General features: G+C 72.6%; 24 protein-coding genes and 1 pseudogene. 10 read left to right on the top strand and 15 right to left on the bottom strand.

The window, feature by feature from the left end:
• The 4 genes from HWD93_RS15105 to HWD93_RS15090 form a co-directional block, all read right to left on the bottom strand.
• Positions 1-641 (bottom strand): hypothetical protein (locus tag HWD93_RS15105; RefSeq protein ID WP_261647258.1); only part of this gene is annotated, 641 nt, incomplete at its 3' end.
• A gap of 84 nt (positions 642-725) precedes the next feature.
• Positions 726-1,655 (bottom strand): flagellar motor protein MotB, encoded by a 930-nt coding sequence (locus HWD93_RS15100; protein WP_261647257.1) that lies wholly within the window; start codon positions 1,653-1,655, stop codon positions 726-728.
• Positions 1,656-1,657: 2 nt separating this feature from the next.
• Positions 1,658-2,488 carry a motility protein A gene (locus HWD93_RS15095; RefSeq protein ID WP_071294618.1) on the bottom strand — a complete coding sequence of 277 codons (831 nt, stop codon included), beginning with the start codon at positions 2,486-2,488 and terminating at the stop codon, positions 1,658-1,660.
• Between the two features lies 1 nt (position 2,489).
• Positions 2,490-2,795, bottom strand: a complete 306-nt coding sequence (locus HWD93_RS15090; RefSeq protein ID WP_261647256.1) for a flagellar FlbD family protein — start codon at positions 2,793-2,795, stop codon at positions 2,490-2,492.
• 249 nt (positions 2,796-3,044) lie between these two features.
• Between HWD93_RS15090 and HWD93_RS15085 the strand changes: the two genes are divergently transcribed.
• The 7 genes from HWD93_RS15085 to HWD93_RS15055 all read left to right on the top strand — a co-directional run bounded on the left by HWD93_RS15085 (position 3,045) and on the right by HWD93_RS15055 (position 10,095).
• Positions 3,045-3,905 (top strand): DUF4397 domain-containing protein, encoded by an 861-nt coding sequence (locus HWD93_RS15085; protein ID WP_092387230.1) that lies wholly within the window; start codon positions 3,045-3,047, stop codon positions 3,903-3,905.
• 2 nt (positions 3,906-3,907) lie between these two features.
• Positions 3,908-4,570 carry a class F sortase gene (locus tag HWD93_RS19580; protein ID WP_261647255.1) on the top strand — a complete coding sequence of 221 codons (663 nt, stop codon included), beginning with the start codon at positions 3,908-3,910 and terminating at the stop codon, positions 4,568-4,570.
• A gap of 68 nt (positions 4,571-4,638) precedes the next feature.
• Positions 4,639-5,184, top strand: a complete 546-nt coding sequence (locus HWD93_RS15075; protein WP_229086573.1) for an RNA polymerase sigma factor — start codon at positions 4,639-4,641, stop codon at positions 5,182-5,184.
• Positions 5,181-5,978: an anti-sigma factor domain-containing protein gene (locus tag HWD93_RS15070; protein ID WP_261647254.1), complete on the top strand. Its 798-nt coding sequence runs from the start codon at positions 5,181-5,183 to the stop codon at positions 5,976-5,978. The genes HWD93_RS15075 and HWD93_RS15070 overlap by 4 nt, the downstream gene beginning before the upstream one ends.
• A 28-nt stretch (positions 5,979-6,006) precedes the next feature.
• On the top strand, positions 6,007-7,173 hold the full coding sequence (locus HWD93_RS15065) for a hypothetical protein (RefSeq protein WP_261647253.1): 1,167 nt from the start codon (positions 6,007-6,009) through the stop codon (positions 7,171-7,173).
• 56 nt (positions 7,174-7,229) lie between these two features.
• On the top strand, positions 7,230-8,789 hold the full coding sequence (locus tag HWD93_RS15060; RefSeq protein ID WP_070418895.1) for a UDP-N-acetylglucosamine 1-carboxyvinyltransferase: 1,560 nt from the start codon (positions 7,230-7,232) through the stop codon (positions 8,787-8,789).
• Positions 8,790-8,952: 163 nt separating this feature from the next.
• Positions 8,953-10,095, top strand: coding sequence for a DUF475 domain-containing protein (locus HWD93_RS15055; protein WP_071301634.1), 1,143 nt, complete (start codon positions 8,953-8,955; stop codon positions 10,093-10,095).
• An 11-nt stretch (positions 10,096-10,106) separates the two neighbouring features.
• Here the strand turns inward: HWD93_RS15055 and HWD93_RS15050 are convergent, their stop codons facing one another.
• Genes HWD93_RS15050 through HWD93_RS15015 form a run of 8 tightly spaced genes read right to left on the bottom strand, consistent with a single transcriptional unit; the run spans position 10,107 to position 19,670 of the window.
• Complete coding sequence (locus HWD93_RS15050; protein ID WP_261647252.1) at positions 10,107-10,877, bottom strand: SDR family oxidoreductase; 771 nt, start codon at positions 10,875-10,877, stop codon at positions 10,107-10,109.
• A 35-nt stretch (positions 10,878-10,912) separates the two neighbouring features.
• Complete coding sequence (locus HWD93_RS15045) at positions 10,913-12,487, bottom strand: ABC transporter ATP-binding protein (RefSeq protein WP_261647251.1); 1,575 nt, start codon at positions 12,485-12,487, stop codon at positions 10,913-10,915.
• Positions 12,484-13,374: an ABC transporter permease gene (locus tag HWD93_RS15040; protein ID WP_229086580.1), complete on the bottom strand. Its 891-nt coding sequence runs from the start codon at positions 13,372-13,374 to the stop codon at positions 12,484-12,486. The genes HWD93_RS15045 and HWD93_RS15040 overlap by 4 nt, the downstream gene beginning before the upstream one ends.
• Positions 13,371-14,354 carry an ABC transporter permease gene (locus HWD93_RS15035; protein ID WP_261647250.1) on the bottom strand — a complete coding sequence of 328 codons (984 nt, stop codon included), beginning with the start codon at positions 14,352-14,354 and terminating at the stop codon, positions 13,371-13,373. The genes HWD93_RS15040 and HWD93_RS15035 overlap by 4 nt, the downstream gene beginning before the upstream one ends.
• The gene (locus tag HWD93_RS15030; protein ID WP_261647249.1) at positions 14,351-15,910 is read right to left on the bottom strand and encodes an ABC transporter substrate-binding protein; all 1,560 of its coding nucleotides are present in this window, start codon (positions 15,908-15,910) and stop codon (positions 14,351-14,353) included. The genes HWD93_RS15035 and HWD93_RS15030 overlap by 4 nt, the downstream gene beginning before the upstream one ends.
• Before the next feature lie 39 nt (positions 15,911-15,949).
• Positions 15,950-17,272 carry an NtaA/DmoA family FMN-dependent monooxygenase gene (locus tag HWD93_RS15025; RefSeq protein WP_261647248.1) on the bottom strand — a complete coding sequence of 441 codons (1,323 nt, stop codon included), beginning with the start codon at positions 17,270-17,272 and terminating at the stop codon, positions 15,950-15,952.
• On the bottom strand, positions 17,269-18,612 hold the full coding sequence (locus HWD93_RS15020) for an LLM class flavin-dependent oxidoreductase (protein WP_261647247.1): 1,344 nt from the start codon (positions 18,610-18,612) through the stop codon (positions 17,269-17,271). The genes HWD93_RS15025 and HWD93_RS15020 overlap by 4 nt, the downstream gene beginning before the upstream one ends.
• A complete protein-coding gene (locus tag HWD93_RS15015) occupies positions 18,609-19,670 on the bottom strand; it encodes an LLM class flavin-dependent oxidoreductase (protein WP_070418888.1) in 1,062 nt (353 codons plus the stop codon). Before HWD93_RS15015 ends, HWD93_RS15020 begins: the two co-directional genes overlap by 4 nt.
• Before the next feature lie 136 nt (positions 19,671-19,806).
• Between HWD93_RS15015 and HWD93_RS15010 the strand changes: the two genes are divergently transcribed.
• From HWD93_RS15010 to HWD93_RS15000, 3 genes are all read left to right on the top strand, one after another.
• Entirely contained in the window at positions 19,807-20,616 is an 810-nt protein-coding gene (locus tag HWD93_RS15010) for a DUF427 domain-containing protein (RefSeq protein WP_261647246.1), read from the top strand.
• Positions 20,617-20,747: 131 nt separating this feature from the next.
• Complete coding sequence (locus tag HWD93_RS15005) at positions 20,748-22,328, top strand: Na+/H+ antiporter (protein WP_261647245.1); 1,581 nt, start codon at positions 20,748-20,750, stop codon at positions 22,326-22,328.
• A gap of 80 nt (positions 22,329-22,408) precedes the next feature.
• Positions 22,409-23,746, top strand: a complete 1,338-nt coding sequence (locus HWD93_RS15000) for an MFS transporter (RefSeq protein WP_261647244.1) — start codon at positions 22,409-22,411, stop codon at positions 23,744-23,746.
• A 73-nt stretch (positions 23,747-23,819) separates the two neighbouring features.
• Here the strand turns inward: HWD93_RS15000 and HWD93_RS14995 are convergent, their stop codons facing one another.
• From HWD93_RS14995 to HWD93_RS14985, 3 genes and pseudogenes are all read right to left on the bottom strand, one after another.
• On the bottom strand, positions 23,820-24,359 hold the full coding sequence (locus HWD93_RS14995; RefSeq protein WP_261647243.1) for a DoxX family protein: 540 nt from the start codon (positions 24,357-24,359) through the stop codon (positions 23,820-23,822).
• Positions 24,360-24,474: 115 nt separating this feature from the next.
• Positions 24,475-25,287: an aquaporin Z gene (gene aqpZ, locus HWD93_RS14990; protein ID WP_261647242.1), complete on the bottom strand. Its 813-nt coding sequence runs from the start codon at positions 25,285-25,287 to the stop codon at positions 24,475-24,477.
• Between the two features lie 27 nt (positions 25,288-25,314).
• Positions 25,315-25,533, bottom strand: a pseudogene (locus HWD93_RS14985) (hypothetical protein); the annotation flags it as partial.

The raw sequence follows: 25,533 nt of genomic DNA, 5'->3' as shown, positions 1-25,533 counted from the left end.
ACGAGGGCGCGGGCGTCGGCGGGGGTGACGTGGGCGGCGGCCTCGCCGAGCTGCGGCAGGACGGCGTCGGCCGGCAGCGCGAGCGTGCCGGGGGCGACGCGCTCCCCCACGCGGATCGTGAACGAGGCGACGATCATGAGGTCGCCCTTCTGGGCTGCCTGGGCGAACTGCGAGTTGAACTGGAAGCCGCCGGCGGTGACGTCGTGCGCGAGCAGGCCCCCGAACGAGTAGCGGAGGTCGTCGAGGGCGTCCTCGACGATCTTGCGGACGAGCGCCTGCTCGATCGGGGTGAACGTCCGGTCCGGCGTCGGGAGCGGCTTCGAGGCGCCGAGCGCGTGCGAGACCCAGGTGAGCGCGGCGTCGAGCGGGACCTGCAGCACGCCCTTCGGGACGACGTCCGCGATGGGGAGCAGGACCATGCCGGTGAGCGCGGGCAGCGAGGCGGCGTACTCGTCGTACGTCGTCATCTGGACCTGCTCGCACGTGACCTGGCTCACCGCGCGGACCTTCGCCGTCAGCTGGGTGCCCCACTGGCGCGCGAAGGTCTCGAAGGCGAGCTCGAGGACCCGGGCGTGCTCGCGGGCGAGCGTCGACGGGCGCGCGAAGTCGTACACCTCGGGCGCTGGCAGGGTCTCGGTCACGGGTGCGTCTATCGGTCCGCTGTGGAAGACCCGTCAGTGCTGTGCCCCTGCTGTGCCTCCTTCTGGGGGCGGGCGGTGGTGCGCTCAGCCGGCTCGTGCCCCGTCCTGCGCCTTCGCGAGGGCCGGCATCAGCGCGCTGACGTCCTGGTCCTGGTTCGACAGCACGACGATGTCGACCCGCCGGTTCAGCGTGAGGTCGGCGTCCGTCCCGCCCTTCGCCAGCGGGCGGCTCGACCCGAACCCGACGCTCTGGATGTGCTGGGCCGGCATCCCGCCGCGTTCCACGAGGTCGCGGAGCACCCCGGTCGCGCGGGCGGCGCTCAGCTCCCAGTTCGTGGCGTACGGCGCGGTGGAGTTCCGCTGGTCGGCGTGGCCCTCGACGCTGACGTCGTGGCCGCTGGTCTTCAGGACCGGGGCGATGGCGTCCATGATCCGCTTCGCCTGGTCGGACAGGTCGGCGCTGTTCGTGGTGAAGTACGTCTCGCTGCCGACGAGCCGGACCGTGAGCCCGCGGGCGTCGACCGTGAACTGCACGTTCGACGTCTGGCCGGCCTTCGCGAGGTTCGCCTTGATCGCCTGCTCGATGGCCTGCAGGTCGTCGAGCTCCTTCTTCGCCGCGGCGACGTCGGCCTTCGTCGCGGTCGTCGGCACCACGGTGGAGGCCGGGTCGACGTTGGTGTCCTTCGTGCCGGACGACGCGGTCGAGTGGTCTGCCTGGGACTTGTCGACGGAGTACCCGGAGCCGTCCTTGACCTCGTCCTTCGTCACAACCGTGCCCGACGCCGTGTCGATCTTCTGCGACTTCACCTCGCCGAAGCCCGTGGCGAGCGAGTTCTTCAGCTGGATGTACTTCTGCTGGTCGACCGTGGACATCGCGAAGAGCACGAGGAACATGCACATCAGCACGGTGATCATGTCCATGTACGAGGCCATCCAGCGCTCGTCGGGGTGCTCGGCCTCGTCGTGCGACTTCTTCGCGCGTCCGCGACCGCGCCCGCGGGGGTTGGCGCTCATCGTCAGGCCGCCAGCTGCTGGTCGTCGGCGTCCGCGTCGCTGCCCTTGCCGGCCTTCGCCTTGCCGCCCTTGGCGTCCCCACCGCGCGCCGCGGGCGGGACCATGGCGGTCAGGCGCTCGCCGAGCAGGCGCGGCTGGCTGCCGGCCTGCACCGCGAGGAGCCCCTCCATGAGCAGCGTCTGGCGGTCGGCCTCGAGCTGCGCGAGCTTGCGGAGCTTGCCGCCGATCGGCAGCCACAGGAAGTTGGCGGTGAGCAGGCCCCAGAGCGTCGCGACGAACGCGCTCGCGATGAGCGGACCGAGCTCGTCGGGCTTGCCGAGGTTCGCGAGGACGTGGGTCAGTGACACCACGGTGCCGATGATGCCGACGGTGGGGGCGAAGCCGCCGAGGCCCATGAAGAACGAGCTGGCCGACCGGACCGGGGCGGCGTTCGACTCGATCTCGTCCTCGAGCAGGATCCGCAGCTCGTCGCCGTCCGTGCCGTCCGCGATGTTCTGCAGCGCCTTCTTCATGAACGGGTCGTCGTGCTTGTCGGCCTCCTGCTCGAGCGCGAGCAGACCGTTCGCACGGGCCGTCTCGGCGAGCCCGACCACGTCGTCGATGACCGACTGCGGCGGGGTGACCTTGCCGGTGAACGCCTTCGGCACGGCCTTGAAGCTGGCGATGGCGTCCTTGAGGGTCGTGCTCGCGATGCCGCAACCGATCGTGGCGCCGAACACGAGCAGCATCGGTGCCGGCAGGAACAGCCCCGCGAGCTCGACGTGCTCCATCTCGACCATGCCGAACAGGGCGCCGAAGGCGAGCAGGATCCCGATGATCGTCGCGATGTCCACGTCAGCGACCCCCGTCCTGCGTGCGGGGTGCCCGGTCGGTGGACACGGCGTGGATCGGGGCGACCGGTGCCAGCGTCGGCTGCGGGCCGGTGGCGTCCCGAGCGGCGGTGTCCGTCCCGTAGGCCATGCCGACGATGCGTGCCCGGTACGCGGCGATCAGGTCGATGACGTCGGCCAGGGACTCGCGGACGATGTACTTGGCGCCGTCGACCATGATGAGCGTCGTGTCCGGCGTCTCCTGGATGCGCTCCACGAGATCGGGGTTGACAGCGAATCCGCTGCCGTTGAGTCGTGTGACGACGATCATGGCCCGTCCTGGTTCTCGATCGTCCCGCCGCCGTCCGTGGGGCGGGATGCTGCCCGTCCGTGGGCTGCACCGAGGACTATCGGCGGGCCCGGGCCGGTCGTTAGGCATGACCGGCATGACCGGCGTGACCTGCCGACGCCGGATTCCGGATCGGGTGCATCCGATCGGCCGCGTCCACCGGTAGTGCCGGTGTGACGTCGACGACGACGTCGTCCGTACCGGCCCGAAGGGGCCAGAAGGAGACCCGACATGCGCAAGACACTCGCCACCGGCCTCGCCGCCGGTGTGCTGCTCGCCGCCGCTGCGGCCGCGGTCCCGGCGGCCACCGCCTCCGCCGCCACCGGGGACGCGACGCTCTCCGTCCTGCACGCCGTCCCGGACGTCACCGTCGACGTCTACCTGGACGGGAAGCGCGCCCTCGACGACTTCACGCCGGGGACCCTCGCCGGCCCGATGATGGTCCCGGCGGGCGCCCACCAGCTCGCGATCACCGCCTCGGACGCAGCCGATGCGTCGGAGCCGGTCATCGGCCCAGTGGACGTCACGCTCGACGCCGGCGGGAACTACACCGCCGTCGCGCACGACGACACCAGTGGGAAGCCCACCGCCACGCTCTTCACCAACGACGTCTCGGCCACCCCGGCCGGACAGGGCCGCCTGATCGTCCGGCACGTCGCAGCCGCTCCCGCGGTGGACGTGCTCGCCGGTGGCGAGGCCGTCGTCAGCAACCTGTCGAACCCGGACGAGCAGGCGCTCGAGCTCCCCGCCGGCACCGTCTCGGCATCCGTCGCCGCCACCGGCACGACCGACCCGGTGATCGGTCCGGCCGACGTCCCGGTCACCGCCGGAGCCGACACGATCGTGTACGCCTGGGGCAGCCTCGACGACGGCAACCTCGCCCTCGCCACCCAGACGATCTCGGACCTCGGCGGTACGCCGAACGGCGTCCCGGCTGGCAACGCCGGACTCGTCGCGACGAACCGGACCGACACCGCCGGGATCGTCGGCGGGACGGCAGCAGCCCTCGCGGCTGCGGTCGCGATCGGCGCGGTGGTGCTCCGGCGCCGCCGCACCGTGACCGGGGACCAGCGGCAGGACTCGGGTCACTGACCGTGCCGTCCCCGGTCCGGACCACCGCGGCGGCGCTCGTCGTCGCCGCGGTGGCCGCGACCATCCTGACCGGGTGCTCGTCGGGCGGCTCCCCCACCCCCGACGGGCACCCCTCGACCGCGATCGTCACCGGTCCGTCGTCGACGCCGACCCCGGTGCCGTCGGCGTTCTCGACCGCGGTGCCGCAGGTCCGCGCCACGGTCCCGCCGGCCGTCCGGGTCGCCGCTCCGTCCCGGATCGCCGTCGACTGGGCCGGGGTGCGGGCCGAGGTCCGTCCCGAGGGCGTCGACGACCGGGGCGGGATGTCCCTGCCGCCCGATCCGGCCGTCGCCGGCTGGTACCGGTACGGCGCTGCACCGGCGTCGACCACGGGGACCGTCGTGATCGCCGCCCACGTCGACGCTGTCGGCTACGGCGTCGGACCGTTCGCCCACCTCCGGGACGTCCCCGCCGGCACGACCGTCACCCTGACCGACACGGCCGGTGACCGGACCCGGTGGCGGATCGACTCGGTCGCCCTCGTCGCCAAACGCGGCCTCCCGTGGGCCTCGGTGTTCCGGACCGACGGGCCGCGACGGCTCGTCCTGGTCTCCTGCGGCGGCGTGTTCGACGAGTCCACCCACCACTACGAGAGCAACCTCATCATCAGCGCGACGCCGGCCTGACCGGACCGAGCACGTCCGCCGTACGATCGGGTCACGGTCGACGACGACCACGCCAGCGACAGGATCCAGTGACGACCACCCTCCCGGACGACAGCGAGCTCTCCGACGCGTTCAGCGCCGGGAGCGAGGACGCCCTGCGCGCCGTCTACGACCGGTGGTCCCCGCTCGTCTACTCGTTGGCGCTCCGCGCGCTGGGCGACCAGTCGGCGGCCGAGGACGTGACGCAACAGGTCTTCGTGAAGGCCTGGCGCCGGAGTGCCAGCTACGACCCGGGGCGGGCCCCGCTCGGCGCCTGGCTCGTCGGGATCACCCGGAACTGCATCGCGGACGCCTTCGCGGAACGGACACGGCACGCCAGGACCACCGACCCGACCGTCGTCGAGGAGACCGCGGCGGCACCGGAGTCCGAGTTCGACCTCGCCGAACGCGCGCTGGTCGCGGGCGAGCTCGACCGGCTCGACGACGTGCCACGCCGGGTCATGCGCTTGGCGTTCTACGACGAGCTGAGCCATCGTGAGATCGCCGAACGGCTCGGACTCCCCCTCGGCACCGTCAAGAGTCACATCCACCGAAGTCTGGCTCGGCTCCGAACACGTCTCGAGGTGATCGAATGAAGCACGTCGACGACGAGACGCTCGCCATGCTCGCGGTCTCCGGTGTCGTGGCCGACGACGCCGTGACGGAGCACCTCGCTACCTGCGCCCGGTGCCGCGACGAGGTCGCGGACCTGCAGCGCGTCGCCGCCGTGACGCGGTCGTCCTCCCACGTCCGGCTCGATGCGCCCCCGGAGGCGGTCTGGGACCGCATCGCCGCCGAGGTCCGGGACGGTCCGCCGCGCGACGTCCCGGCGGAGTCACCCGCACCGGTCGCGGTCTCCGGAGTGGGCCGCCCAGGAGGAACGACCCGCCCCCGCGGACGGGTCACCCCCGGTGGGCCCCGCGTCCACCGCCGTCGGCGCGTCCTCCTGACCGTCGCGGCCGTCGTCGGTGCGTTCGCGATCGTGCTCGGGATCGGCGTGGCGACGGGTGCCCTGCCCGGGCTCCCCGGCTCGGCGTCCGAGACCGTGCTCGCACGGGCGGAGCTCGACGCGCTGCCCGGATGGTCCGGGGCCGGTGGCACCGCCGAGCTGGAACGGGACCGCGACGGGCGGCTCTCGCTCGTGGTCGACCTGCGCGGCGGGACCGGACGAACGGGTACCGGTGCCCTGCGCGAGGTGTGGATGATGCGCTCTGACCTCGACGGCCTCGTCAGCGTCGGGTTCCTCGACGGCGACCGCGGGCGGTTCACGGTCCCGTCGGGCATGGACACCGCACGCTTCCCGGTCGTCGACGTCTCGGCCGAGGCGGACGACGGCGACCCGGCGCACTCGGGCGACTCGATCGTGCGCGGCCGGCTCGCACGCCCCTGACCGAGGGCGTGCGCAGTAGCCTGACGCCGTGATCACCCCCGAGGACCTGCTCGTGGGCCCCCGAGGCCGACGCTTCTGCTTCGAGCTCCTCGGACACGCGGCCGACGAGTCGTCCGCGGTCGCCGAGCACCTGTACCAATTGAGCTTCTGGGCGGAGTACCACCTCGACCGTGATCGCGGAAACGCTCCTTCGCTCTTCGGGCCCGGTGCAGACCGACCGGAGCCCGCTCCGTCGACGTTCGAGGTCGCCCACGCACTCGAGGCGGTCATCGACACGGTCGACCCGCGGTCGATCGACACCACGCAGGTCCTCCGCGCGCTCGCGGACACGGCCGACACCGCGATGTCCTGGCAGGAGCCGGACGCGACCGACGTCCTGCTCGCCCGGTCCGACTTCGCCCCGGCGCTCGCCCGGCTCGCGAGCACCTGGGCGTCCCTCCCCGCGGTGACCGCCGTCGTCGAACCGCCCGGAGCGGTGACGCAATGGAGCACGGTCTTCGACGGCGAGCACGGGCGGCACCCCGACCGCGGCGCCGGTCCGGGAGCAGCAGCCCGGAGCCTCACTGCGTGGCACCGCGCACTGACGACCGAGGTGGCTGCCGTGCGGCCCCGCGATCGTCGTCGCCCGGCCGCGGCGAACGTGAGCGGCTCCTGGTGGTCGACACCACCGCCCGAGCTCGTCACCACCACCGCCGCCGTCGGGACCCTCGGCCCGATCGGGCTCTGGGCGGTGGAGGACGGGCTCGGCTGGGAGCGTGCCACCGTCGCTCCGATCCACCCGACACCGGACGTCCGCGTCCTGCTGGTCGACTCCGCGGAGGACTGGGGTGCGCTCTGCCGCCGGTGGTCCGTCGACGTGAGCGACACGACGCGCCGGCACGACTGGTACCGCACCACCGGCCGCGACGGACGGTGGCTGACACCGGACTGGTCCGCGCTCGCCGAGACCCACGACGCCGTCCACGTGACGGTCCGCGCCTGGCTCCGCGCAGCCGGCACCGCGATCCCGGTCGACCCCGACACCGCGAGCGTCATCGCCGGGTGGACGCCGGACACCACCGTGTGGCTGCGCGACCCGCAACCGGTGGTCGACGACGACGCCGCGACCGTCTGGACGTTCGACGGCGATGTGCTCCGCTGGACGACAGGTGACGACGAAGTTCTCACAGACGGTGTATTCCCGACCCGATCCTGAGAAGCCTGGGCGTTGTCCCCCACGATTTATCTCATGAGCGTGTTAGCGTGCCCCTCATGACCGACACCACCATCGTCGCTCCCCCGACCACCCCGGCCCCGCTCCGCGAGGTCGGCGCCCTCATCCGGGGCGCCCGCAAGGGTCGCAGCATGACCCAGGCCCAGCTCGCCGAACGCGTCGGCACGAGCCAGAGTGCCATCAACCGCATCGAGCAGGGCGGGCAGAACCTGTCCCTCGAGATGCTCACCCGCATCAGCGACGCCCTCGACCAGCAGATCGTCTCGATCGGCGGCGCCCCGCAGCGTGCCCACCTCCGCGTGCAGGGCGGCCGCAAGCTCAGCGGCTCGATCGCGGTGAACTCGAGCAAGAACGCCGCCGTGGCGCTCCTGTGCGCCTCGCTGCTGAACCGTGGCGTGACCCGACTGCACAAGGTCGCGCGCATCGTCGAGGTCGACCGCATCATCGACGTGCTCCGCAGCCTCGGTGCGACGGTCACCTGGTCCGAGGACGGCGAGACCCTCGAGATCGTCGCCCCGTCCGACCTCCGTCTCGACGCGATCGACGCCGATGCCGCCCGCCGGACCCGCAGCGTCCTCATGTTCCTCGGTCCGCTCAGCGGCCGGTACGAGTCCTTCCGTCTGCCGTACGCCGGCGGCTGCGACCTCGGCACCCGCACGGTCGAGCCGCACCTCATCGCCCTGCGCCCGTTCGGCGTCGACGTCGAGGCGACGTCGGGCTGGTACGAGGTCGACGTGGCGAACACCGAGGTCCCGACGAAGTCGGTCGTCCTCACCGAGCGCGGCGACACCGTCACCGAGAACGCGATCCTGGCAGCGGCCGCCCGCGACGGCGAGACCGTCATCCGCAACGCCAGCCCGAACTACATGGTGCAGGACCTCTGCTTCTTCCTCGAGCTCCTCGGGGTGGAGATCGAGGGCATCGGCACCACCACGCTCCGGATCACCGGCAAGAGCCGCATCGACGAGGTCGTGGACTACTGGCCGAGCGAGGACCCGGTCGAGGCCATGAGCCTGCTGACCGCCGGCATCGTCACCGACTCCACGCTCACCGTCACGCGCGCACCGATCGAGTTCCTCGAGATCGAACTCGCGACCCTGGCCGAGATGGGCCTGCGCTTCGACGTGACCGACGAGTACCCCGCCGCAAACGGCCGCACCCGCCTGGTCGACATCACGGTGCACCCGTCCGAGCTGCACGCCCCGATCGACAAGATCCACGCGATGCCGTTCCCCGGCCTGAACATCGACAACCTGCCGTTCTTCGTGGTCATCGCCGCGATGGCGGAGGGCACCACGCTCGTGCACGACTGGGTCTACGAGGGCCGCGCGATCCACCTGCTCGACCTCACCCGCCTGGGCGCGAGCGTGACCCTGCGCGACCCGCACCGGCTCGACGTGACCGGCCCGACGCACTTCTCGGGTGCCGAGGTCAGCTGCCCGCCGGCTCTCCGCCCCGCCGTGGTCATCCTGCTGGCGATGCTCGCGGCCAAGGGCGAGAGCGTCCTGCGCAACGTCGGCATCATCGCACGCGGCTACGAGCAGCTGCAGGAACGGCTCAACTCGCTCGGCGCGTCCATCGAGACGTTCCACGACTGACGCACCGGAGGCCGCACCCGGCCGCCTGCCGACGTGACCCGACGGCCCGTCCCCGCAAGTGGGGACGGGCCGTCACCCGTCCCGGGCGAACCGAGCCGTTCCTCCAGGCCGATGCCCAGGAGCGCTCCACTGCCCACCCAGGCCGACGGTGCTGGATGGGCTGATGGCCACGAGATCGCTCCTGACCGTCCCCCTGCTCACCACCGTCGCAGCCGCCGCCCTGGCGTGGTTCGTGCTCGGTCCGGCCGCCGCGCTCGCGTTCGTCGCGCTCGCACTCCTCGAGATCGCGATGGCGGCCGACTCGTCGGTCCCGATGGCCGGCATCGCGTCGCGCCTGCACTCCCCCGCACGGCGGCTGTTCCTGTCGCTCGGCATCGTCGCGGGCGTCCTCGCGATGCGGCTGCTGCTCCCGCCGGCCGCGGTGGCCGTCGGCGACGCGACCGACCCGGCGAGCTCGGTGGGCGAGGCCGTGTTCGCACCGGGCTCGTTCTCGGCGCACCTCGCCGAGGTGCGGCCGGCCCTCGCCGCCTTCGGCGCCGCGTTCATCTGGCTCGTCTTCGCCGAGTACCTCTTCAACACGGACCGCGCGTCGCGCCGGTCCTGGCTGGGCCGACTGGAGGCGCGGCTCGCCCGGGTCGCCCGCCCTCGCGTCTGGTCGCTGGTCACCGCCGGCGCCGGGGTGCTGCTGACCTCGGTGCTCGTGGGGGTCGACGCCGGGTGGTCCCCGCCGACGCTGCTGCCGGTGGTCCTCGGCGGGACGATCGGCATCGGCGCGTACCTCGGGTCGAAGCGGATCGCGGCGTGGGCGCTCCGGAGCACGGACGGGACCGACACGGCGTCGATCGGGACCGGGAGCGGCGCCTGGCGGATCCACGCCTACGCCTCGACGGTCGTCTTCGAACGCGGGCTCGTGGTGTTCATGCTGTTCGAGATCCTCGACGGGGTCTACAGCCTGTCCGGCTCCGGTGTGCTCGGCGGTGACGGGCTCGGGGCGCTCGAGCAGGCAGCCGTGGCGATCGCCGCGATCGGGGTCGGGGCGGTGTTCCTGGCGCGCCTGACCTCGCGGCTCGACGAGGCGTCGGGGCTGAAGCGGCTCCGGTACCTCAAGGCGGGGGCGGCGTACGTGCTGGGCATCCTCGCGGTGCTGCTGTGGACGAGCCTGCTCGTGCCGATCCCCGGCGTCGTCGTCGGGTGGTTCGGCAGCGTCGTGATCGGCCTGGCGCTCGCGACCTCGCTGCCGTGGGGTGCGTGGTGGCGCCGGGCGCGGCGGTCGTTGCCCGGTGGGGCGCGCGCCGCGCGGGGCTGAGCGGTCCGGTGTCAGCCGCGACCGACGAACGGCATGGCGGTCGGCATGACCGTCAGGTTCGGCACGTTCGTGCCGGCCGGCATCCCGGCCATGTAGGCCACCGCCCGGCCCGTCTCGGCGACGTCCATCGTCGGTTCGGGGCGGATCGAGCCGTCCGCCTGCATCGTCCCGTCCGCCGCGCCCGACCCCATCGTGGTGGCGGCGTTGCCGATGTCGAGCTGCCCGCAGGCGATGCCGAACGCCCGACCGTCGAGCTGGAGCTGCTTCGTCAGGCCGGCCACCGCGTGCTTGGCGACCGTGTAGGGCGCGGAGAGCGGCCGCGGTGCGTGCGCGGAGATCGAGCCGTTGTTGATGATGCGGCCGCCCTGCGGTGTCTGGGTCCGCATGATCCGGAACGCCTCGCGGGCGCAGAGGAACGAACCCGTGAGGGTCACGGCCAGCACCTCGTCCCAGGTGTCGAGCGTGATCTCGTCGAACTGCGTCGCCGGCGCCCCGGTGCCGGCGTTGTTGAACAGGAGGTCGAGTCGGCCGAACCGCGCGACGGTCTCGTCGAAGAGCCGTCGGACGTCCGCCTCGACCGAGACGTCGGCGACGACCGGCACGATGCGCTCCGAGACGGCCGCGACCTCGTCGAGCGGGCCACGCCGCCGTCCGGCGACCACGACCGCCCACCCGTCGCCCGCCAGCGCGAGTGCGGCGGAGCGGCCGATCCCGCTGCCGCCGCCGGTCACGACGGCGATGCGGGAGTCACGCGCGGGGGCGGGGGTCGTGTCGTCGCTCATGGCGGCACGCTACCGCGGACGTCCGTCCCCGTGCGTCATGCGTCGACCACCCCGTCGGGCACCGGTGCGACCAGGCCCGCTCGCCGACGGAGGTCGAACGCGGCCGCGACCAGCTCCCGCGTGCGCGGGTGCCGTCCCGCGTCGAACAGCTGCTCGGCCGGACCGACGTCGACGATCCGCCCGGCGTCGAAGACCGCGATCCGGTCGGCGACGCGACGCACCACCGCGAGGTCGTGCGACACGAAGACGCACGTCGTCCCGGTGGTGCGCTGCAGGACGAGGACGAGGTCGAGGATCCGCGCCTGCACGGACACGTCGAGCGCCGAGGTGGGCTCGTCGCACACGACCAGCGGGACGGGACCGGCGAAGGCCCGGGCGATCGCGACGCGCTGCTTCTGTCCGCCGGAGAGCTGCGCCGGCCGGCGGTCGAGGACCGCGGCGTCGAGTCCGACCCGGGCGGCGAGGTCCTCGGCGCTGCCCTCGCCACCGAGCAGTCGGATCGCCCGGCCGAGCACCTGGCGGACGGTCCGCCTCGGGTTGAGCGACGCGTCGGCGTTCTGGAACACGACCTGCACGGGCGGGGTCCGTCGCCCGGGGCCGTCGCCCGCGGCGGAGGCAGCCGTGGTCACCGTGCCGTCGAACCGGACGAGGCCGGCGAGGGCGCGCCCGAACGTGGTCTTGCCGGAGCCGGACTCCCCGACGACGCCGAGGACCTCGCCCCGGTGCAGGTCGAGGTCGATGCCGTCGAGGGCGACCGCACCGTCGTACTCCTTGCGGAGGCCGCGGACCGACACGAGCACGTCGTCCTCCGTGGTGCCGCGTGCGGCCTTGCCCGCGGTGATGTCCGGCAACGCCTCGACGAGCTGCACCGTGTACGGCTCGGACGGCGCACCGAGCACCGTTCGGGCGGAGCCCTCCTCGACGAGCACGCCGTGCCGGAGGACACCGACCCGCTCGCAGTGCGCGGCGACGAGCGGCAGGTTGTGGCTGATGAGGAGCGTGGCGAAGCCGGTCTCCTCGCGCAGTTCGTCGATGAGCGCCATGATCCCGGCCTCGACGGTGCTGTCGAGGCCGGTCGTGGGCTCGTCGAGCACGAGCAGCCGCGGCCGGGAGACCAGGGCCATCGCGATCGCGACGCGCTGCTGCTGCCCGCCGGACAGCTCGTGCGGGTACCGGACGCCGATCGTGTCCGGGTCGGGCAGACCGACGCGGGTGAACGCCTCGACCGTCCTCGACTCGGCCTCGGCCCGCCCGGACCCGGTGGCACGGAGCACCTCGGCGACCTGACGGCCGACGGGCATCGTCGGGTTCAGCGCGAGGCCCGGCTCCTGGTGCACGACGGCGACCACGTCACGCCGGAAGCGCCGGAGCCGTTCGCGCCGGAGCGTGGGGACGTCCGAACCGTCGACGACGATCGCCGCCGCCGAGACGTCGGCATCCGGACCGAGCGAGGCGGTGAGGGTCCCCGCCACCGTGCTCTTGCCGGAGCCGGACTCGCCGACGAGGCCGTACGACCCGCCCGCCTCGATCGTGAACGACACCCCGTCGACGACCCTGACGCCGCGGTACGCGACGGTGAGTCCCTCGACCCGGACCAGCGGTTCGCTCACTCGGCGACCTCCTTGAGGTTGTCCGCGATGAGGTTCGCGGCGACGACGATCGACGCCACGGCGACGCCCGGGAAGACGACCGTCCACCAGGCGGCCTGCAGGTAGGCGCGGTTCGCGTTGATGTCGAGGCCCCAGTCGGCGGCCGGAGGTTGCGACCCGAGGCCGAGGAAGGACAGCGACGCGGTGATGAAGATGGCGGCACCGAGGCTCAGGACGGCCTGCACGACGAACACCCCGACGACGTTCGGCAGGAGCTCGGTGAGCATCGCCCGGAGCGCGCTCTCGCCCTGGAGCCGGGCCGCCTGCACGTAGGACTTGCCCATCTCGACGAGCACCGCGGCGCGGACGATGCGCGCGATGCCCGGTGCGAAGAGCACGCCGACGATGAGCACGAGCGCCGGGGTCGAGACGCCGAACGCCCCCACGAGCACCACCAGGAAGATGAGGCTCGGCAGCGCGAGGAGCACGTCGAAGAACCGCATCAGGGCGGTGTCGACCCAGCCGCGGTGGAAGCCCGCAACGAGCCCGAGCGTGCCCCCGAGGACGGTCGCGAGCGCGGCACCGAACGGGCCGATCACGAGCGCCGGGCGGGCTCCGGCCGCGACCCGGGCGAAGACGTCGCGCCCGAGCGAGTCGGTGCCGAACCAGTGCGCCGCACTCGGCGCCTGCAGGAGTTCCCCGGTCTTCGCGAACGGCTGCAACCCGAGCGCGTGCCACCCGACGGCGAGGACGACCCACCAGACGAGGACCGCGACCGAGACCAGGAAGGTCGGGCGACCCAGCAGCGCGCGCCAGCCACGGCGGGCACGGCGCGACCCGGCGGTCTGCTCCGGCCCGGTGGCGACCGGGGCGTCGGTGGCGAGGGCTCCGGGGACGACGGCGGTCATGCGGTGACCCGCCGTTCGAACCGGATCCGGGGGTCCACCACGACGAACAAGAGGTCGGTGAGCAGCAGCGCGCCGAGGGACAGCGCTCCGGCGAGCATCACGCCGCTCTCGAGCAGGAGCGCGTCCTTCCGCTCGGCGGCCGACACGAGCAGCGCGCCGAGCCCCGGGTACGAGAAGAGCGTCTCGACGATCACGCTCCCGCCGAGCAGGGTGCCGAGGTAGATCCCGAGCACCGAGAACGTCGGGATGAGCGCGTTGCGGACGACGTGCCGCCGGACGATCTGACCGGTCGTCAGCCCCTTCAGCACCGCGGTCCGGTGGAACTGCGACCGGATCGTCTCGATGACCCCGGCCCGCACCATCCGGGTCAGGACGGCGAGGTACGCCAGGGCCAGCACGACCGCCGGCAGGGTGAGCACCCGGAGCCGCTCGCCGAACCCTGCGTCGGGCGCCCCGGACGCCTGCACGGGCACGACGCGGAGCCAGACCGCGAAGACCAGCAGCAGGACGATCCCGACCACGAACTCCGGGATCGCGGAGACGGTCAGCAGCCCCACCGTCACGGCACGGTCCGACCGGCGCCCCTGGCGGTAGGCCTGCACGGCGCCGAGCACGAGGGCGACCGGCACCATGATGACGAAGGCGTACGCGCCGAGCAGGAGCGAGTTGCCGAGCCGTCCGAGCACCAGGTCCCGCACCGGCTCGGAGTACACGAAGCTCGTGCCCCAGTCGCCGGTCACGAACCCGCCGATCCAGTGCAGGTACCGGCTCACGAGGGAGCCGTCGAGTCCGTGGTCGACGTTCCAGGCCTGCACCTGCGCCGCCGTCGCGTACTGCCCGAGCGCGTTCCGACCGGGGTCCCCCGGGACGACCTGGACCAGCCAGAACGTGAGGATCGAGACCACGACCAGGACGAGCGGGATCTGGACGACCCGCTGGCCGACGAGGGACAGCAGACGACGGCGGCGCGCGGTGCTCATGACGAGGTGACCCCGATCCCGCGGAAGTCGAATCCGCCCGGGAAGTCCTGCCCGGACCGGAAGGTCCCCGTCACGCGCTTCTGCAGCAGGATGCTGCTCGACGCGAACGCCGGCAGGATCACCGGCAGGTCCGTCCACTCGATCGTCGCGATCCGGTCGGCGAGGTCCTGCCGCTCGGACTCCGACGTGGTCGACTCGTACTGGTCGACGAGGGTCTCGAGCTCCGGGTTCGAGTACTTCGACGCGTTCCAGGCGGCGCCGGACCGGTAGATCAGGTCGACGTACTGGGCCGGCAGTCGCTGCGCCCAGTTCGTGATCGTCACCGGGGCGTTGAGCCACGGCGTGTCGGCCCCGTCGGCGTAGTACTGCGCGCTCGTGAGGACCTTGAGCGTGACGTCGAACCCGCCGACGGCCTCGAGCTGCTGCTGCACCACCTGGGCGAGCGCCTTCTCGGCGTCGAGCGTGGTGATCTCGAACGACACGGTCTTGCCGCCGAGGAGCTCCCGCACCTTCGCCGCGTCCTGCGACCGCTGCTCGAGGCCCTTCGGCTGGATCGCGGAGCTCGGGAAGAACGTGGTGTCGTTGCCGACCTCGGCGTTCCCGCCGTAGACCGTCTTGACGATCTCCTCCCGGTCGAGCGCCAGGGCGAACGCCTCGCGGACGTCCGGGTCGTCGAACGGCGCCTTGGTCACGTCGAGGAAGATGCCGTCGAACTTGTTGTAGTACGGCTTGGTCTCGTTGTAGTCGGAGGCCTGCAGCGTCGAGGTCGCGGTGGGGCTCGACGCGATCTGGTCGATCTCGCCGCTCTGGAAGGCCAGCAGCTGTGCCTGGTCGTCGGCGTAGAACTTCACGTCGACCTTCTCGAGGTCGACGTCCTTCGCGTCCCAGTAGTCGGGGTTCTTCGTGAACGTCGCGCCCTGGCCGGCGGAGTACTTCGACAGCACGAACTGGCCGGCACCGACGGGCTGCTTCGCCCAGTTCGTCGACGCCGTGAAGCCGGCGGGCTGGATCGTCGTGTTCGAGCCGGTGAGCAGGTACGGGAAGTCGGCGTAGGGCTTGTCGAGCGTGAACTCCACGGCGGAGTCGCCGTCCGCGGCGACGGACCCGAGGATGCCCTCGAAGCTCGACTTGCCGGGCGACTGGCTGTCCGTGCCGATGATCGAGTCGAACGTCGCGACGACGTCCTTGCTCGTGAGGGCGGCGCCGTCCGAGAACTTCAGGCCGTCGCGCAGGGTGACGGTCCAGGTGCGCCCGTCGGACGAGGCCTTCCAGGAGTCGGCGAGCCGGCCCTCGAGCTTGCCCTGCGCGTCCTGGCTGAGGAGTCCCTCGGATGCCAGCCCGACGATGAACATCGCGTTGTAGTCGGACGTGGTGAGGGGGTTGATGGTGCTGTCGGGCTCCTGGAGGCCGAGCGTGTAGGTGCCGGCGTCCGACGAGCCGGACGAGGCGTCGCCGCCGGACGAGCACGCGGCGAGGGTGAGGGCGAGGGCGGACGCGGTGGCCGCGAGGGCGAGGCGCTTGAGGCGACGCCGCCGCGACGTGAGGTCGACGGTCATGGTTGGCTCCTGGGGTTCGGGGTGCAGGGGGTGGTGCGGTCAGCGGTGCGCACGGTCGGGCACGCGGGGGTGTCCGAACCGCTCGCGCAGGGTGAGGTCGTCGTACGTGGTGGCGGTCCGGCCGCGGCGCTGCAGCTCGGGCACGACGTGGTCGACGAAGCGGTCGATGCCACCCGGCAGGTACGGGAACTGCACGATGAAGCCGTCCGCTCCGCCGTCGTCCGCGAGTTCCTCGAGCCGGTCGGCGATCTCCGGCCCGGTGCCGGTGAGCAGGCTCCGCCGGTACGACCACGAGTAGACGTCGCGGGGCGTCGCCGGCCCGTCCGCGAGCAGGCGCTCGACCGCGGGCTTCGGTGACCGGGTCTCGTTCGAGGTGTCGAACTCCTCGGCGTAGTCGAACGGCACGTCGACGTCGCGCCCGGACAGGTCCTGGCCGATCTGGTGCGACACGTCCTCGAGGATGAGCGCGTCCGGGGTGAGCGCCAGGATCGCGTCCGCCTCGGCCCGGGCGTCGGCGGCGGTCTCCCCCACGACCGGCATGACCGAGGGCATGATCTTCACGGCGTCGACAGCGCGACCGTGTCGGACCGCCCGGGCGCGCAGGTCGTCGACGAACCGACGGACGTCGGCCGCGGACCCACCCCGCGTGAACACGGCGTCCGCGGTGTCGGCGGCGAGCTCGAGGCCGGACTCGGAGCCGCCGGCCTGGAACAGCAGCGGGTGGCCCTGCGGCGGCCGGGCGATGTTGAGCGGACCGCGCACCCGGAAGAACTCCCCGTCGTGGTCGAGCCGGTGCAGCCCCTCCCGGTCGGCGAAGATCCCGGACGCGGCGTCCGCACGGATCGCGTCGTCGTCCCAGCTGTCGAGCAGACCGTGGACGACGTCGACGAACTCGCGGCCCCGCTCGTACCGGCGGGAGTGGTCGATGTGCGCGTCGCCGCCGAAGTTCCGGGCCTCTTCGTCGTAGCGGCTCGTGACGAGGTTCCACGCCGCGCGGCCCCGGCTGATGTGGTCGAGGGAGGCGATCGTCCGCGCCACGTGGTACGGCTCGTTGTAGGTGGTCGAGACCGTCGCCGCGAGTCCGATGCGGCTGGTCACCTGGGACAGCGCCGCGAGCAGGGTGAACGGCTCCGGGCGGAGCGCGCCGTAGTGGTCGACGCCCGACGGGTACCGGTCCCAGAAGTACAGGCCGTCCGCCAGGAACAGCGTGTCGAAGAACCCGCGCTCGGCGCTCTGCGCGATGTGGCGGTGGTGGCCGATCGTCAGGTGCTCGGCCGGCCGCGACGACGGGTGCCGCCAGCCGGTGACGTGCGCGCCGCCGGGGTGGAAGGCGAACGCACCGAGCAGGATCCGGTCGCTCATGCCGAGACCTCCGCCGTCCGGAGCGTGCTCGCCGGTCGCGCCAGCCCGAGGTGCTCGCGCAGGGTGTCCCCGCGGTACGTGCGGTCGTACACGCCGCGGCGTTCGAGCTCCGGCACCACCTGGTCGACGAACCGGTCCACGCTCACCGGGATCGACGAGAACGCGAGCATGAAGCCGTCCGCGGCGTCCTGCTCGTAGCGCTCGGTCAGCCAGTCCGCGATCTGCTCGGGTGTTCCGGGCAGGAACCGGCGCCGCAGGATCGTCCGGTAGACCTCGCGCAGCGTCGTGGCGTCCGCGGCGATGCGTCGGATCGACTCGTACACCGACTTCGACTGGGTGATCGACGACTCGTCGAAGACGTGCTCGAACGGCGCGTCGAGCGGCCGGTCGGACAGGTCGGTCTGCAGGTAGTGCGAGAGCAGGTCGAGCGAGACGCGGTCCGGCGTGAGCTCCTCGATCTCGTCGAGCTGGCGCAGCGCGTCCGCCTCGGTGTCGCCGATGACGGGCGACACGGCCGGCAGGATGAGCATCGACGACGGATCGCGACCGTTGTCGACGGCTCGCCGCTTGTAGTCGGCGTACAGCGCCTGCGCGTCGGCGAGCTCGTCCTGCCAGAGCGTGAACACGCCCTCGGCCTTCGCCCCGGCCAGCGCTCGGCCGGCCTCGGACGCGCCGGCCTGGAACAGCACCGGGTGCGCCTGGGGCGGACGGGCGATGTTCAGGGGTCCCCGCACCCGGAAGAACTCCCCCTGGTGGTCGAGGACGTGCAGGCCCTCGCGCTTGGCGAAGTACCCGGACTGCTTGTCGTGGAGGAAGGCGTCGTCGTCCCAGCTGTCCCAGAGTCCCTGCACGACGTCGACGAACTCGGCCCCGCGCCGGTAGCGCACCGCGTGGTCGAGGTTGGCGTCGCGCCCGAAGTTCCACGCCTCTTCGTCGGAGGCGCTCGTGACGAGGTTCCACGCGGCGCGACCCTCGCTGAGATGGTCGAGCGAGGCGAGCTTCCGTGCGACGTGGTACGGCTCGTTGTACGTCGTCGACACCGTGGCGGCGAGTCCGATGTGCTCGGTCCGCTGCGAGAGCGCGCCGAGCAGCGTGAAGGGCTCGGTGCGGATGTTCACGACGTGGTCGATGCCCGAGTCGAACCGGTCCCAGACGTAGAGCTCGTCGGCGATGAAGAGCGTCGCGAACCCGCCGCGCTCGAGCGTCTGGGCGAACCGGACGTAGTACTCCACGTCGAGGTACTGCTCCGGTTCGCTGCCGGGCAGCCGCCAGCTCGTGACGTGTTCACCGCCCGGGTAGAAGACCATCCCGCCCAGCACGAGGCCGCCGTCGCGCGTCATGCCGTCACCGCCTCTCGTGTCCGTGCCGGTGCGACCGGCCCCACCGTCGCCCCGATGCGTGGCGCGACGTCCTCCGCGAACAGCGCGAGGGCCTCGCGCCGACGCTCCTGGTCGGCGTAGCCGTGCTCGACCTGCACGTTGAGCTGCGTGGCGTACCGGGAGTACGGCTTCGACAGGATCGACTCGGCGATGTCCTCGGCGGTGCCGTAGTGCAGGTTCAGCGACGCGGCCTTCTCGGCCAGGGTCGACGCCGGGGGCAGGAACGACTCGCCCCACGCGTACTTCGCCTCGATGCCGGCACGGGCCTCGCGCAGCGCCGTGGCACGGTCACGAGCCGGGTAGATCGCGGTGGAGAGCGCCACGCGCGGCACCGCGCCGTCGGGCAGCGCGTCGAGGTAGGCGGCGGCGGTGACCTCGGCCGGTACCGTCTGGGTGGTGCCGACCAGGACCCCGTGTCCCCGGGTGGCGGCGATCGCAGCGCTGCCGGCGGTGAGGGTGGCGTCCCAGAGCCGGTCCAGCAGTGCGCTGCCGTCCGGGTTCAGTCGGGCCGTGCCGGTCCCGAGCGGCTCCCCGCGGAGCGCACCGAGCAGCGTGTCGAGCTGGGCGTCGAAGGCCGCCCGACGTGCCTCGTGCTCGGCGTGGGCGAGGTCCGGCGCGAAGACGTCGAGGGTCTCCGGGCCGCCGCCGTTCGCGACACCGAGCTCGACCCGGCCGTCGCTGAGCGCGTCGAGCACCGCGGCGTCCTCGGCGACGCGGACCGGGTCCTCGTGCGGGAGCGTCACCGCACCGAGTCCGAGCCGCAGGGTCGAGGTGCGCTCGGCGAGGGCGGCGAAGAAGACGAACGGTGACGGCAGCCCGCCGCGGGTCGGGTCGTCGTCGTGTCGGAAGTGGAACTGACGGACCCACGCGCTCTCGTACCCGAGTCGTTCCGCGGCGGCGAACAGGTCCAGCTCGTCGCGGTACGCCCGGCTCGCCGGCGGCGCTTCCGTCCCGTGCGAGAACACCGCGATCCGCAGTGGCACCGAGGCCACGCGGGCGGCCCGTTCGACGTGCGTCATGGAACACTCCCTCGTCAGTGGAGTGATGCAAACACGCACCACCGACGGTCCACGAGCGGCGACGTAACGGAGCGTTGCGCGACGTCACACAACGTAGGAGTGCGCACGGACCGCGTCCGAGGAGCATGATCGCCCCGTGCCGCAGCCCGCCGAATCCGACACCCTCCGCCGTCGTCACCCCGCCCTGCCGGACCACCTCACGTGGGAGCCGAGCAGCCGCTGGGTCCGCGCGGTCGTCGACGGCCTGACGGTCGTCGACACCCGTGCGCCGATCCTCGTGTGGGAGGCCGGCCACAAGGTCCCCGAGTACGGGATCCCGCGAGCCGACGTCCGCACCGACCTCCTGTCGCCGGCGGACGACGCACCCGCACCGGGTCGGTCCTGGCGCCCGGTCCGACCGGCCCGACGCTGGTACCACCTCCGGCTCCCCGACCGGGTCGTCCCGCACGTCGCCTGGTCGTGGGACGACGACGGCCTCGACGGGTGGCTCGGCGTCACGTGGACCCCGGGAGTCCTGGACGCCTGGTACGAGGAGGACGAGCGCGTCATCACCCATCCCCGTGACCCGCACAACCGGGTGGACGCACTGCCGAGCAGTCGGCACGTGGTGGTCCGCGACGGCGACCGGGTGCTCGCCGACTCCCGTTCGCCCGTCGCCGTGTACGAGACCGGCCTGCCGACGCGCTGGTACCTGCCCCGCGAGGACGTCCGGTTCGACGAGCTCGTCGCCACCGACACCGCCAGCGAGTGCCCGTACAAGGGCCACGCGACCGCGTACTGGGGAGTCCGGCGCGCGGACGGCACCGTCGAGGACGTCGCGTGGTCCTACCCGGACCCCTTCCCCGCGGTCGCCGCCGTGCGCGACCGCGTCGCGTTCTGGGGTGAGCGGGTGGTCGTCGAGGTGGACGGCGTCCGCGCGTCGTCCGCGGTGGACCTGCGCGTCTGACGGACGGGAGGCACGGGTCGGGCCCGACCCGCGCCTCCCGTCCGGCACTGGTCGCGACCACCGCCCGGCGCGCGTGTGCGCTGTCAGCGCCCACCGCGTTGACTGGGGTGTCGGTCGATCGAGGAGTGCGTGTGCTGGGACCTGAACTGGTGGTCGTGCTCGGCCTCGCCATCGCCCTGACGGCGGGCATCGCCGACCGCATCCGGGTCGCCCCGCCGGTGCTGCTGCTCGTCTTCGGCGCGCTGCTCGCCCTCGTGCCCGAGTTCGCGGGTGTGCAGCTCCCCGCCGACGCCGTCCTCCTGCTCTTCCTGCCGGCGCTGCTGTACTGGGAGAGCCTGACGACGTCCCTGCGCGAGATCCGGAAGAACCTGCGCGGCATCGTCCTGATGGGGACGCTGCTCGTCGTGGTCACGGCCGGGGCCGTCGCCGTCCTGCTCCACCTGCTCGGCATGCCGTGGGGTCCGGCCTGGGTGCTCGGTGCCGCCGTGGCCCCGACCGACGCCACGGCCGTCGGGGTGCTCACGAAGATGCTGCCGCGACGCAACGTCACGGTGCTGCGTGCCGAGAGCCTCGTCAACGACGGCACCACCCTCGTGGTCTACGGGATCGCCGTCGCGGTCACGGTCGGCACGCAGGAGCTCACGTTCTGGGGCGTCTCGGGCATGCTCGCGCTGTCCTACCTCGGCGGCGTGGCGGCCGGTCTGGTCGCGGCGTGGCTCGGCACGCAGGTGCTCCGGCGCGTCGACACGGTCGTCCTCGAGAACCTGGTGACGCTCCTCGTGCCGTTCGTCGCGTTCCTCGGTGCCGAGGCGATCGGGGCCTCCGGCGTCCTCGCGGTCGTGGCAGCGGGGATCGTCGTGAGCCAGGTCGGTCCGAAGCTCGACCGCGCCGAGACCCGTCAGCAGGTCCGCGCGTTCTGGTCCTTCCTGACGTTCCTGCTGAACGGCGCGCTGTTCGTGCTCGTCGGCATCGAGGCGATGGTCGCCGCCCGGGCACTGGAGCCCGCCGAGCTCCTGCGCGCCACCGGCGTGATCGCCGCCGTGTCGATCGCCCTCGTGCTCGTGCGGTTCGCGTTCCTCAACGCAGCCGGCGGCACGGTGTGGCTCGTCACCCGACGGTCCGGTGGAGCACCTCGCGAGGGCCACCGGGACCGGCTCGTCAGCGGCTTCGCCGGGTTCCGCGGGGCGGTGTCGCTCGCGATGGCCGTCGCCGTGCCCCGGACACTCGAGTCCGGCGCGGCGTTCCCCGACCGGGACCTCATCGTCTTCGTCACCGCCGGGGTCGTCGTCGTCACGATCGTCGGGCAGGCCCTGGTGCTGCCGGCCGTCCTCCGCCGGGCAGCACTGCCCGAGGACGAGTCGGTCGGCGAGGAGCGCCGCTTCGCCGAGCGCACCGCGATCGAGGAGGCGCTCGACGCACTCCCCCGCCTGGCCCGCTCGACCGGCGCGGACCGTGCGACCGTGGAGCGGGTGCGGAAGGACTACGAGGCGCACCTCGACGTCATCCAGGCCCGCGAGGAAGAGGACGACGACCACCCGGCGCTGCAACGGCACGACACCGCGGTCGCCCTCGAGCTCGCCCTGGTCCGGCACAAGGCCGCGACGCTCCTGCGGTTGCGGGACGCCGACGAGATCGACGACCTCGTGCTGCGGCAGGTGCGGTCGGGGTACGACGCGGAGGAGGCGCGGCTGAGCGGCACCACGACAGTCTGATCCCGAGCCGCCCGAGCCGGGTCGACGGGTTCCCCGACAGGGCATCCCCCACGCGTCGACGATCCACGACCATCGGAGACGTGCTCCGCCCCACTGCTCCGCGCCTCGCCCTGCTCCTCGCCGCGCTGGCGTTCTTCCTCATCACGCTCGACGTCCTGATCGTCACCGTCGCGCTGACCCGGATCGGCCGTGAGCTGGGCGGCAGCACCGCCGGTCTGCAGTGGGTGATCGACGCCTACACGCTGCTGTTCGCGTCGCTGCTGCTCTTCGCCGGCAACCTGTCCGAGCGGATCGGAGCGGGACGCGCGATCGGGTGGGGCACCGTCGGGTTCCTCGTCGCCTCCGCAGCCTGCGCACTGTCGCCCACGCTCGGCGCCCTGATCGCGGCACGTGCCGTCCAGGGAGCCGCGGCCGCGGTGATGCTCCCGGCGTCCATGGCGCTCGTCCGCGAGGGGTTCCCGGACGCCCGCGAACGGGCCCACGCCCTCGGGATCTGGGCGGTCGGCGGCGCTGTCGCGGGCGCGGTCGGTCCGCTGCTGGGCGGACTGCTCACCACGTTCGACTGGCGGCTCGTGTTCGCGATCAACCTGCCGGTGTGCGTCGCGATGCTCGTGCTGCGCTCGCGGCTGGCACCGTCGGTGACGCGGACGGCACGGTTCGACCCGCTCGGCCAGGCGCTCGCGCTCCTCACGCTGATCGGCCTCGTGTACGGCCTGATCGAGGGCGGGGCCGAGGGGTTCGGCACGCCACCGGTGGTCGGAGCACTCGTCGTCGCTGCGCTCGCCCTCGTCGGGTTCCTGATCGTCCAGGCGCGCGGTGCACACCCGATGCTGCCGCTCGACCTGTTCCGGTCGTCGAGCATGCGGATCGCCCTCGGGGTCGGGTTCGCGTTCATGGTCGGCAACTTCGGCAGCGTGTTCGTCCTCGGTCTCTTCCTCCAGCAGCACCTCGGCCTCACCCCGCTGGTCGCCGGCCTCGTGTTCCTGCCGTCGGCGGTGGGCAGCGTCGTCGGCAACGTCGTCAGCGGCACGCTCGCGAACCGGCTCGGCACGCGCGTCCCCGTCGTCGCGGGGCTGAGCTGCATGGTGGTCGGCCTGGTCGTCGGGATCGTCGCCGCGCCGACGGGATCGGTCGTCGCGGTCGTGGTGTGCTCGATCCTCACCGGCGTCGGCGGCTCCGTCGCGATGCCGCCGGCGACCTCGATCGTCCTCGCGAGCGTCCCCGCCGACCGTGCGGGCACCGCCAGCGCCGTCTTCAACACGTTCCGCCAGGTGGGCGGGGCGGTCGCGATCGCGGTCTTCGGCGCGTTCCTGGCCGATCGGGCGCACTTCGTGACCGGGATGCAACTCGCCTTCGCCCTCGCCGGCGTCGTGATCCTCGCCGCCGCTGTCGCGGCGACCCGCATCCGCAGTGCGTGAGGCACTGGTCGCCACCGCGTGACGGACGGGAGGCGCGGTGCCGGCTGGCACCGCGCCTCCCGTCCGTCACGTCCTACGACTCGTCGGCAGCCGCCGGTTCCGAGGCGAGCGCCTTCCGACGCTGCGCGACCTGGACCGCGATCGCCACCGGGACCGCCGCGAGGGCGAGTCCCCGCAGCCACGGGCGGTCGAAGACGTGGCCGGACGCGTGGTCGAGGGACACCGGACCGGGGCCGCCGAGGGCGAACATCGCCGCCGAGAAGCCGAGGAACGCCGGGAACTCGAACCCGCCGTCGGCGTTGAAGAAGCCGTTCGGGGTGTGCACGCTCGACGCGACACCCATGGTCGTCGCGGCGCCCGCACCGGCGATCGGGGTGGCCAGGCCGAGCGCGAGGGCGGCACCGGAGCCGGCCTCGCCGATCCCGGCCAGGACGGCGTTGCGGCGGCCGGGCCGGAACCCCATCTGGTGCATGCCCTGGGCGGTGCCATCGATGCCGCCGCCGCCGAACGCGCCGAAGAGCTTCTGGGAGCCGTGCGACACGAGGACGGCGCCGAGGGCGATGCGGAGCAGGGTCTTGGCGGTGACGGAAGCGGTCGTGGTGCGTGAGCTCATGCGTTCTCCCGGTGGTCGGTGGTCGTCCGGCCGAGGTGGTCGGTAGCGGTGTCGCAGAACGTACGCCCCGCCGGTCCGGTGTGGACCGGCGGGGCGTCCCGCGATGCGGCGGTCGTCAGCTGGTGAGCTGGCGCCGACCGCTCACGCGGACGATGACACCGGCGACGACGGCACCGACGATCGGGGCGACGATGAAGACCCAGAGCTGCGCGAGCGGCGTCGCCCCGCCGTAGACGGCCGCGGCGATCGAGCGCGCCGGGTTCACGCTGGTGTTGCTGATCGGGATGCTCACGAGGTGGATCAGCGTCAGGGTGAGCCCGATCCCGATCGGCGCGACGGCCTGGTACTCCCGCTTGGCGGTGATCGAGAGGATGACGGCGATGAAGACACCGGTCAGGACCGCCTCGGCCAGGAACACCGACCCGAGGCCGTACCCGCCGGGGCTCGCCGATCCGTACCCGTTCGAGGCGAATCCCCCGTCACGAGCGGCCGCGAAGGCCCCCGGCTTGCCGGAGAGCACCGCGGCGATGATGCTCGTCGCGGCGAGCCCACCGACGATCTGGGCGACGATGTAGCCGGCGACGTGGCGGGCATCGGTGCGGCCCGCGGCGAGCAGACCGAGCGTGACCGCAGGGTTGAAGTGACCGCCGGAGATGTGCCCGACGGCCGAGATCCCGGCCACGAGCGTGAGTCCGAACGCGAGGGCCACGCCGAGGTAGCCGACGCCCTGCTGGTTGTCCGTGGCACTCGGGACGTTCGCGGCGAACAGCGCGGTGCCGACACCACCGAGCACGAGGAGGAACGTGCCGAAGAACTCGGACGCGTAGCGGGCCAGGGGCGACCAGGCGGCGGCGTCCTCGCGTCGTTGTTCTGACGTGGACTCGCTGACGGGTTCGTCCGTGGCGCGGTCGTGATTGCGGTTCGCCATCGTGGTGTTCTCCGTTCGGTACGGCTGTCAGTGGACGCGGGTGGATTTGGCGAGGGTGGAGCGGGTGCCGCCGGTGAGGTGGACGAGGACCGGGATCTGCCGGCCGAGGGTGCGGTCCAGGACGGTGATGGCCCGGTCGACGGCGGTGAGGACGGTGACGGCGTCACCACCGCGGCGGACCGCGACGCGGATGCGTGCGGCGCGTTGCCGGCGGACGAGGTACGTGTCGACGCGGGCACTGATGAC

The sequence above is a fragment of the Curtobacterium sp. C2H10 genome (assembly GCF_025407985.1).
Taxonomy (GTDB): domain Bacteria; phylum Actinomycetota; class Actinomycetes; order Actinomycetales; family Microbacteriaceae; genus Curtobacterium.
Note: the sequence above shows the minus strand (reverse complement) of the source record. Positions and strands in the feature narration are given on the sequence as shown.

Bases quoted from the DNA above. Each gene is read 5' to 3' on its own strand.
- HWD93_RS15085 (WP_092387230.1), top strand. From the start codon at position 3,045: ATGCGCAAGACACTCGCCACCGGCCTCGCCGCCGGTGTGCTGCTCGCC.
- HWD93_RS15015 (WP_070418888.1), bottom strand. From the start codon at position 19,670: ATGACGCACGTCGAACGGGCCGCCCGCGTGGCCTCGGTGCCACTGCGG.
- HWD93_RS15030 (WP_261647249.1), bottom strand. From the start codon at position 15,910: ATGACCGTCGACCTCACGTCGCGGCGGCGTCGCCTCAAGCGCCTCGCC.
- aqpZ (WP_261647242.1), bottom strand. From the start codon at position 25,287: ATGGCGAACCGCAATCACGACCGCGCCACGGACGAACCCGTCAGCGAG.
- HWD93_RS15070 (WP_261647254.1), top strand. From the start codon at position 5,181: ATGAAGCACGTCGACGACGAGACGCTCGCCATGCTCGCGGTCTCCGGT.
- HWD93_RS15020 (WP_261647247.1), bottom strand. From the start codon at position 18,612: ATGACGCGCGACGGCGGCCTCGTGCTGGGCGGGATGGTCTTCTACCCG.
- HWD93_RS14995 (WP_261647243.1), bottom strand. From the start codon at position 24,359: ATGAGCTCACGCACCACGACCGCTTCCGTCACCGCCAAGACCCTGCTC.
- HWD93_RS15090 (WP_261647256.1), bottom strand. From the start codon at position 2,795: ATGATCGTCGTCACACGACTCAACGGCAGCGGATTCGCTGTCAACCCC.
- HWD93_RS15050 (WP_261647252.1), bottom strand. From the start codon at position 10,877: ATGAGCGACGACACGACCCCCGCCCCCGCGCGTGACTCCCGCATCGCC.
- HWD93_RS15060 (WP_070418895.1), top strand. From the start codon at position 7,230: ATGACCGACACCACCATCGTCGCTCCCCCGACCACCCCGGCCCCGCTC.
- HWD93_RS15100 (WP_261647257.1), bottom strand. From the start codon at position 1,655: ATGAGCGCCAACCCCCGCGGGCGCGGTCGCGGACGCGCGAAGAAGTCG.
- HWD93_RS15035 (WP_261647250.1), bottom strand. From the start codon at position 14,354: ATGAGCACCGCGCGCCGCCGTCGTCTGCTGTCCCTCGTCGGCCAGCGG.
- HWD93_RS15040 (WP_229086580.1), bottom strand. From the start codon at position 13,374: ATGACCGCCGTCGTCCCCGGAGCCCTCGCCACCGACGCCCCGGTCGCC.
- HWD93_RS15055 (WP_071301634.1), top strand. From the start codon at position 8,953: ATGGCCACGAGATCGCTCCTGACCGTCCCCCTGCTCACCACCGTCGCA.
- HWD93_RS15025 (WP_261647248.1), bottom strand. From the start codon at position 17,272: ATGAGCGACCGGATCCTGCTCGGTGCGTTCGCCTTCCACCCCGGCGGC.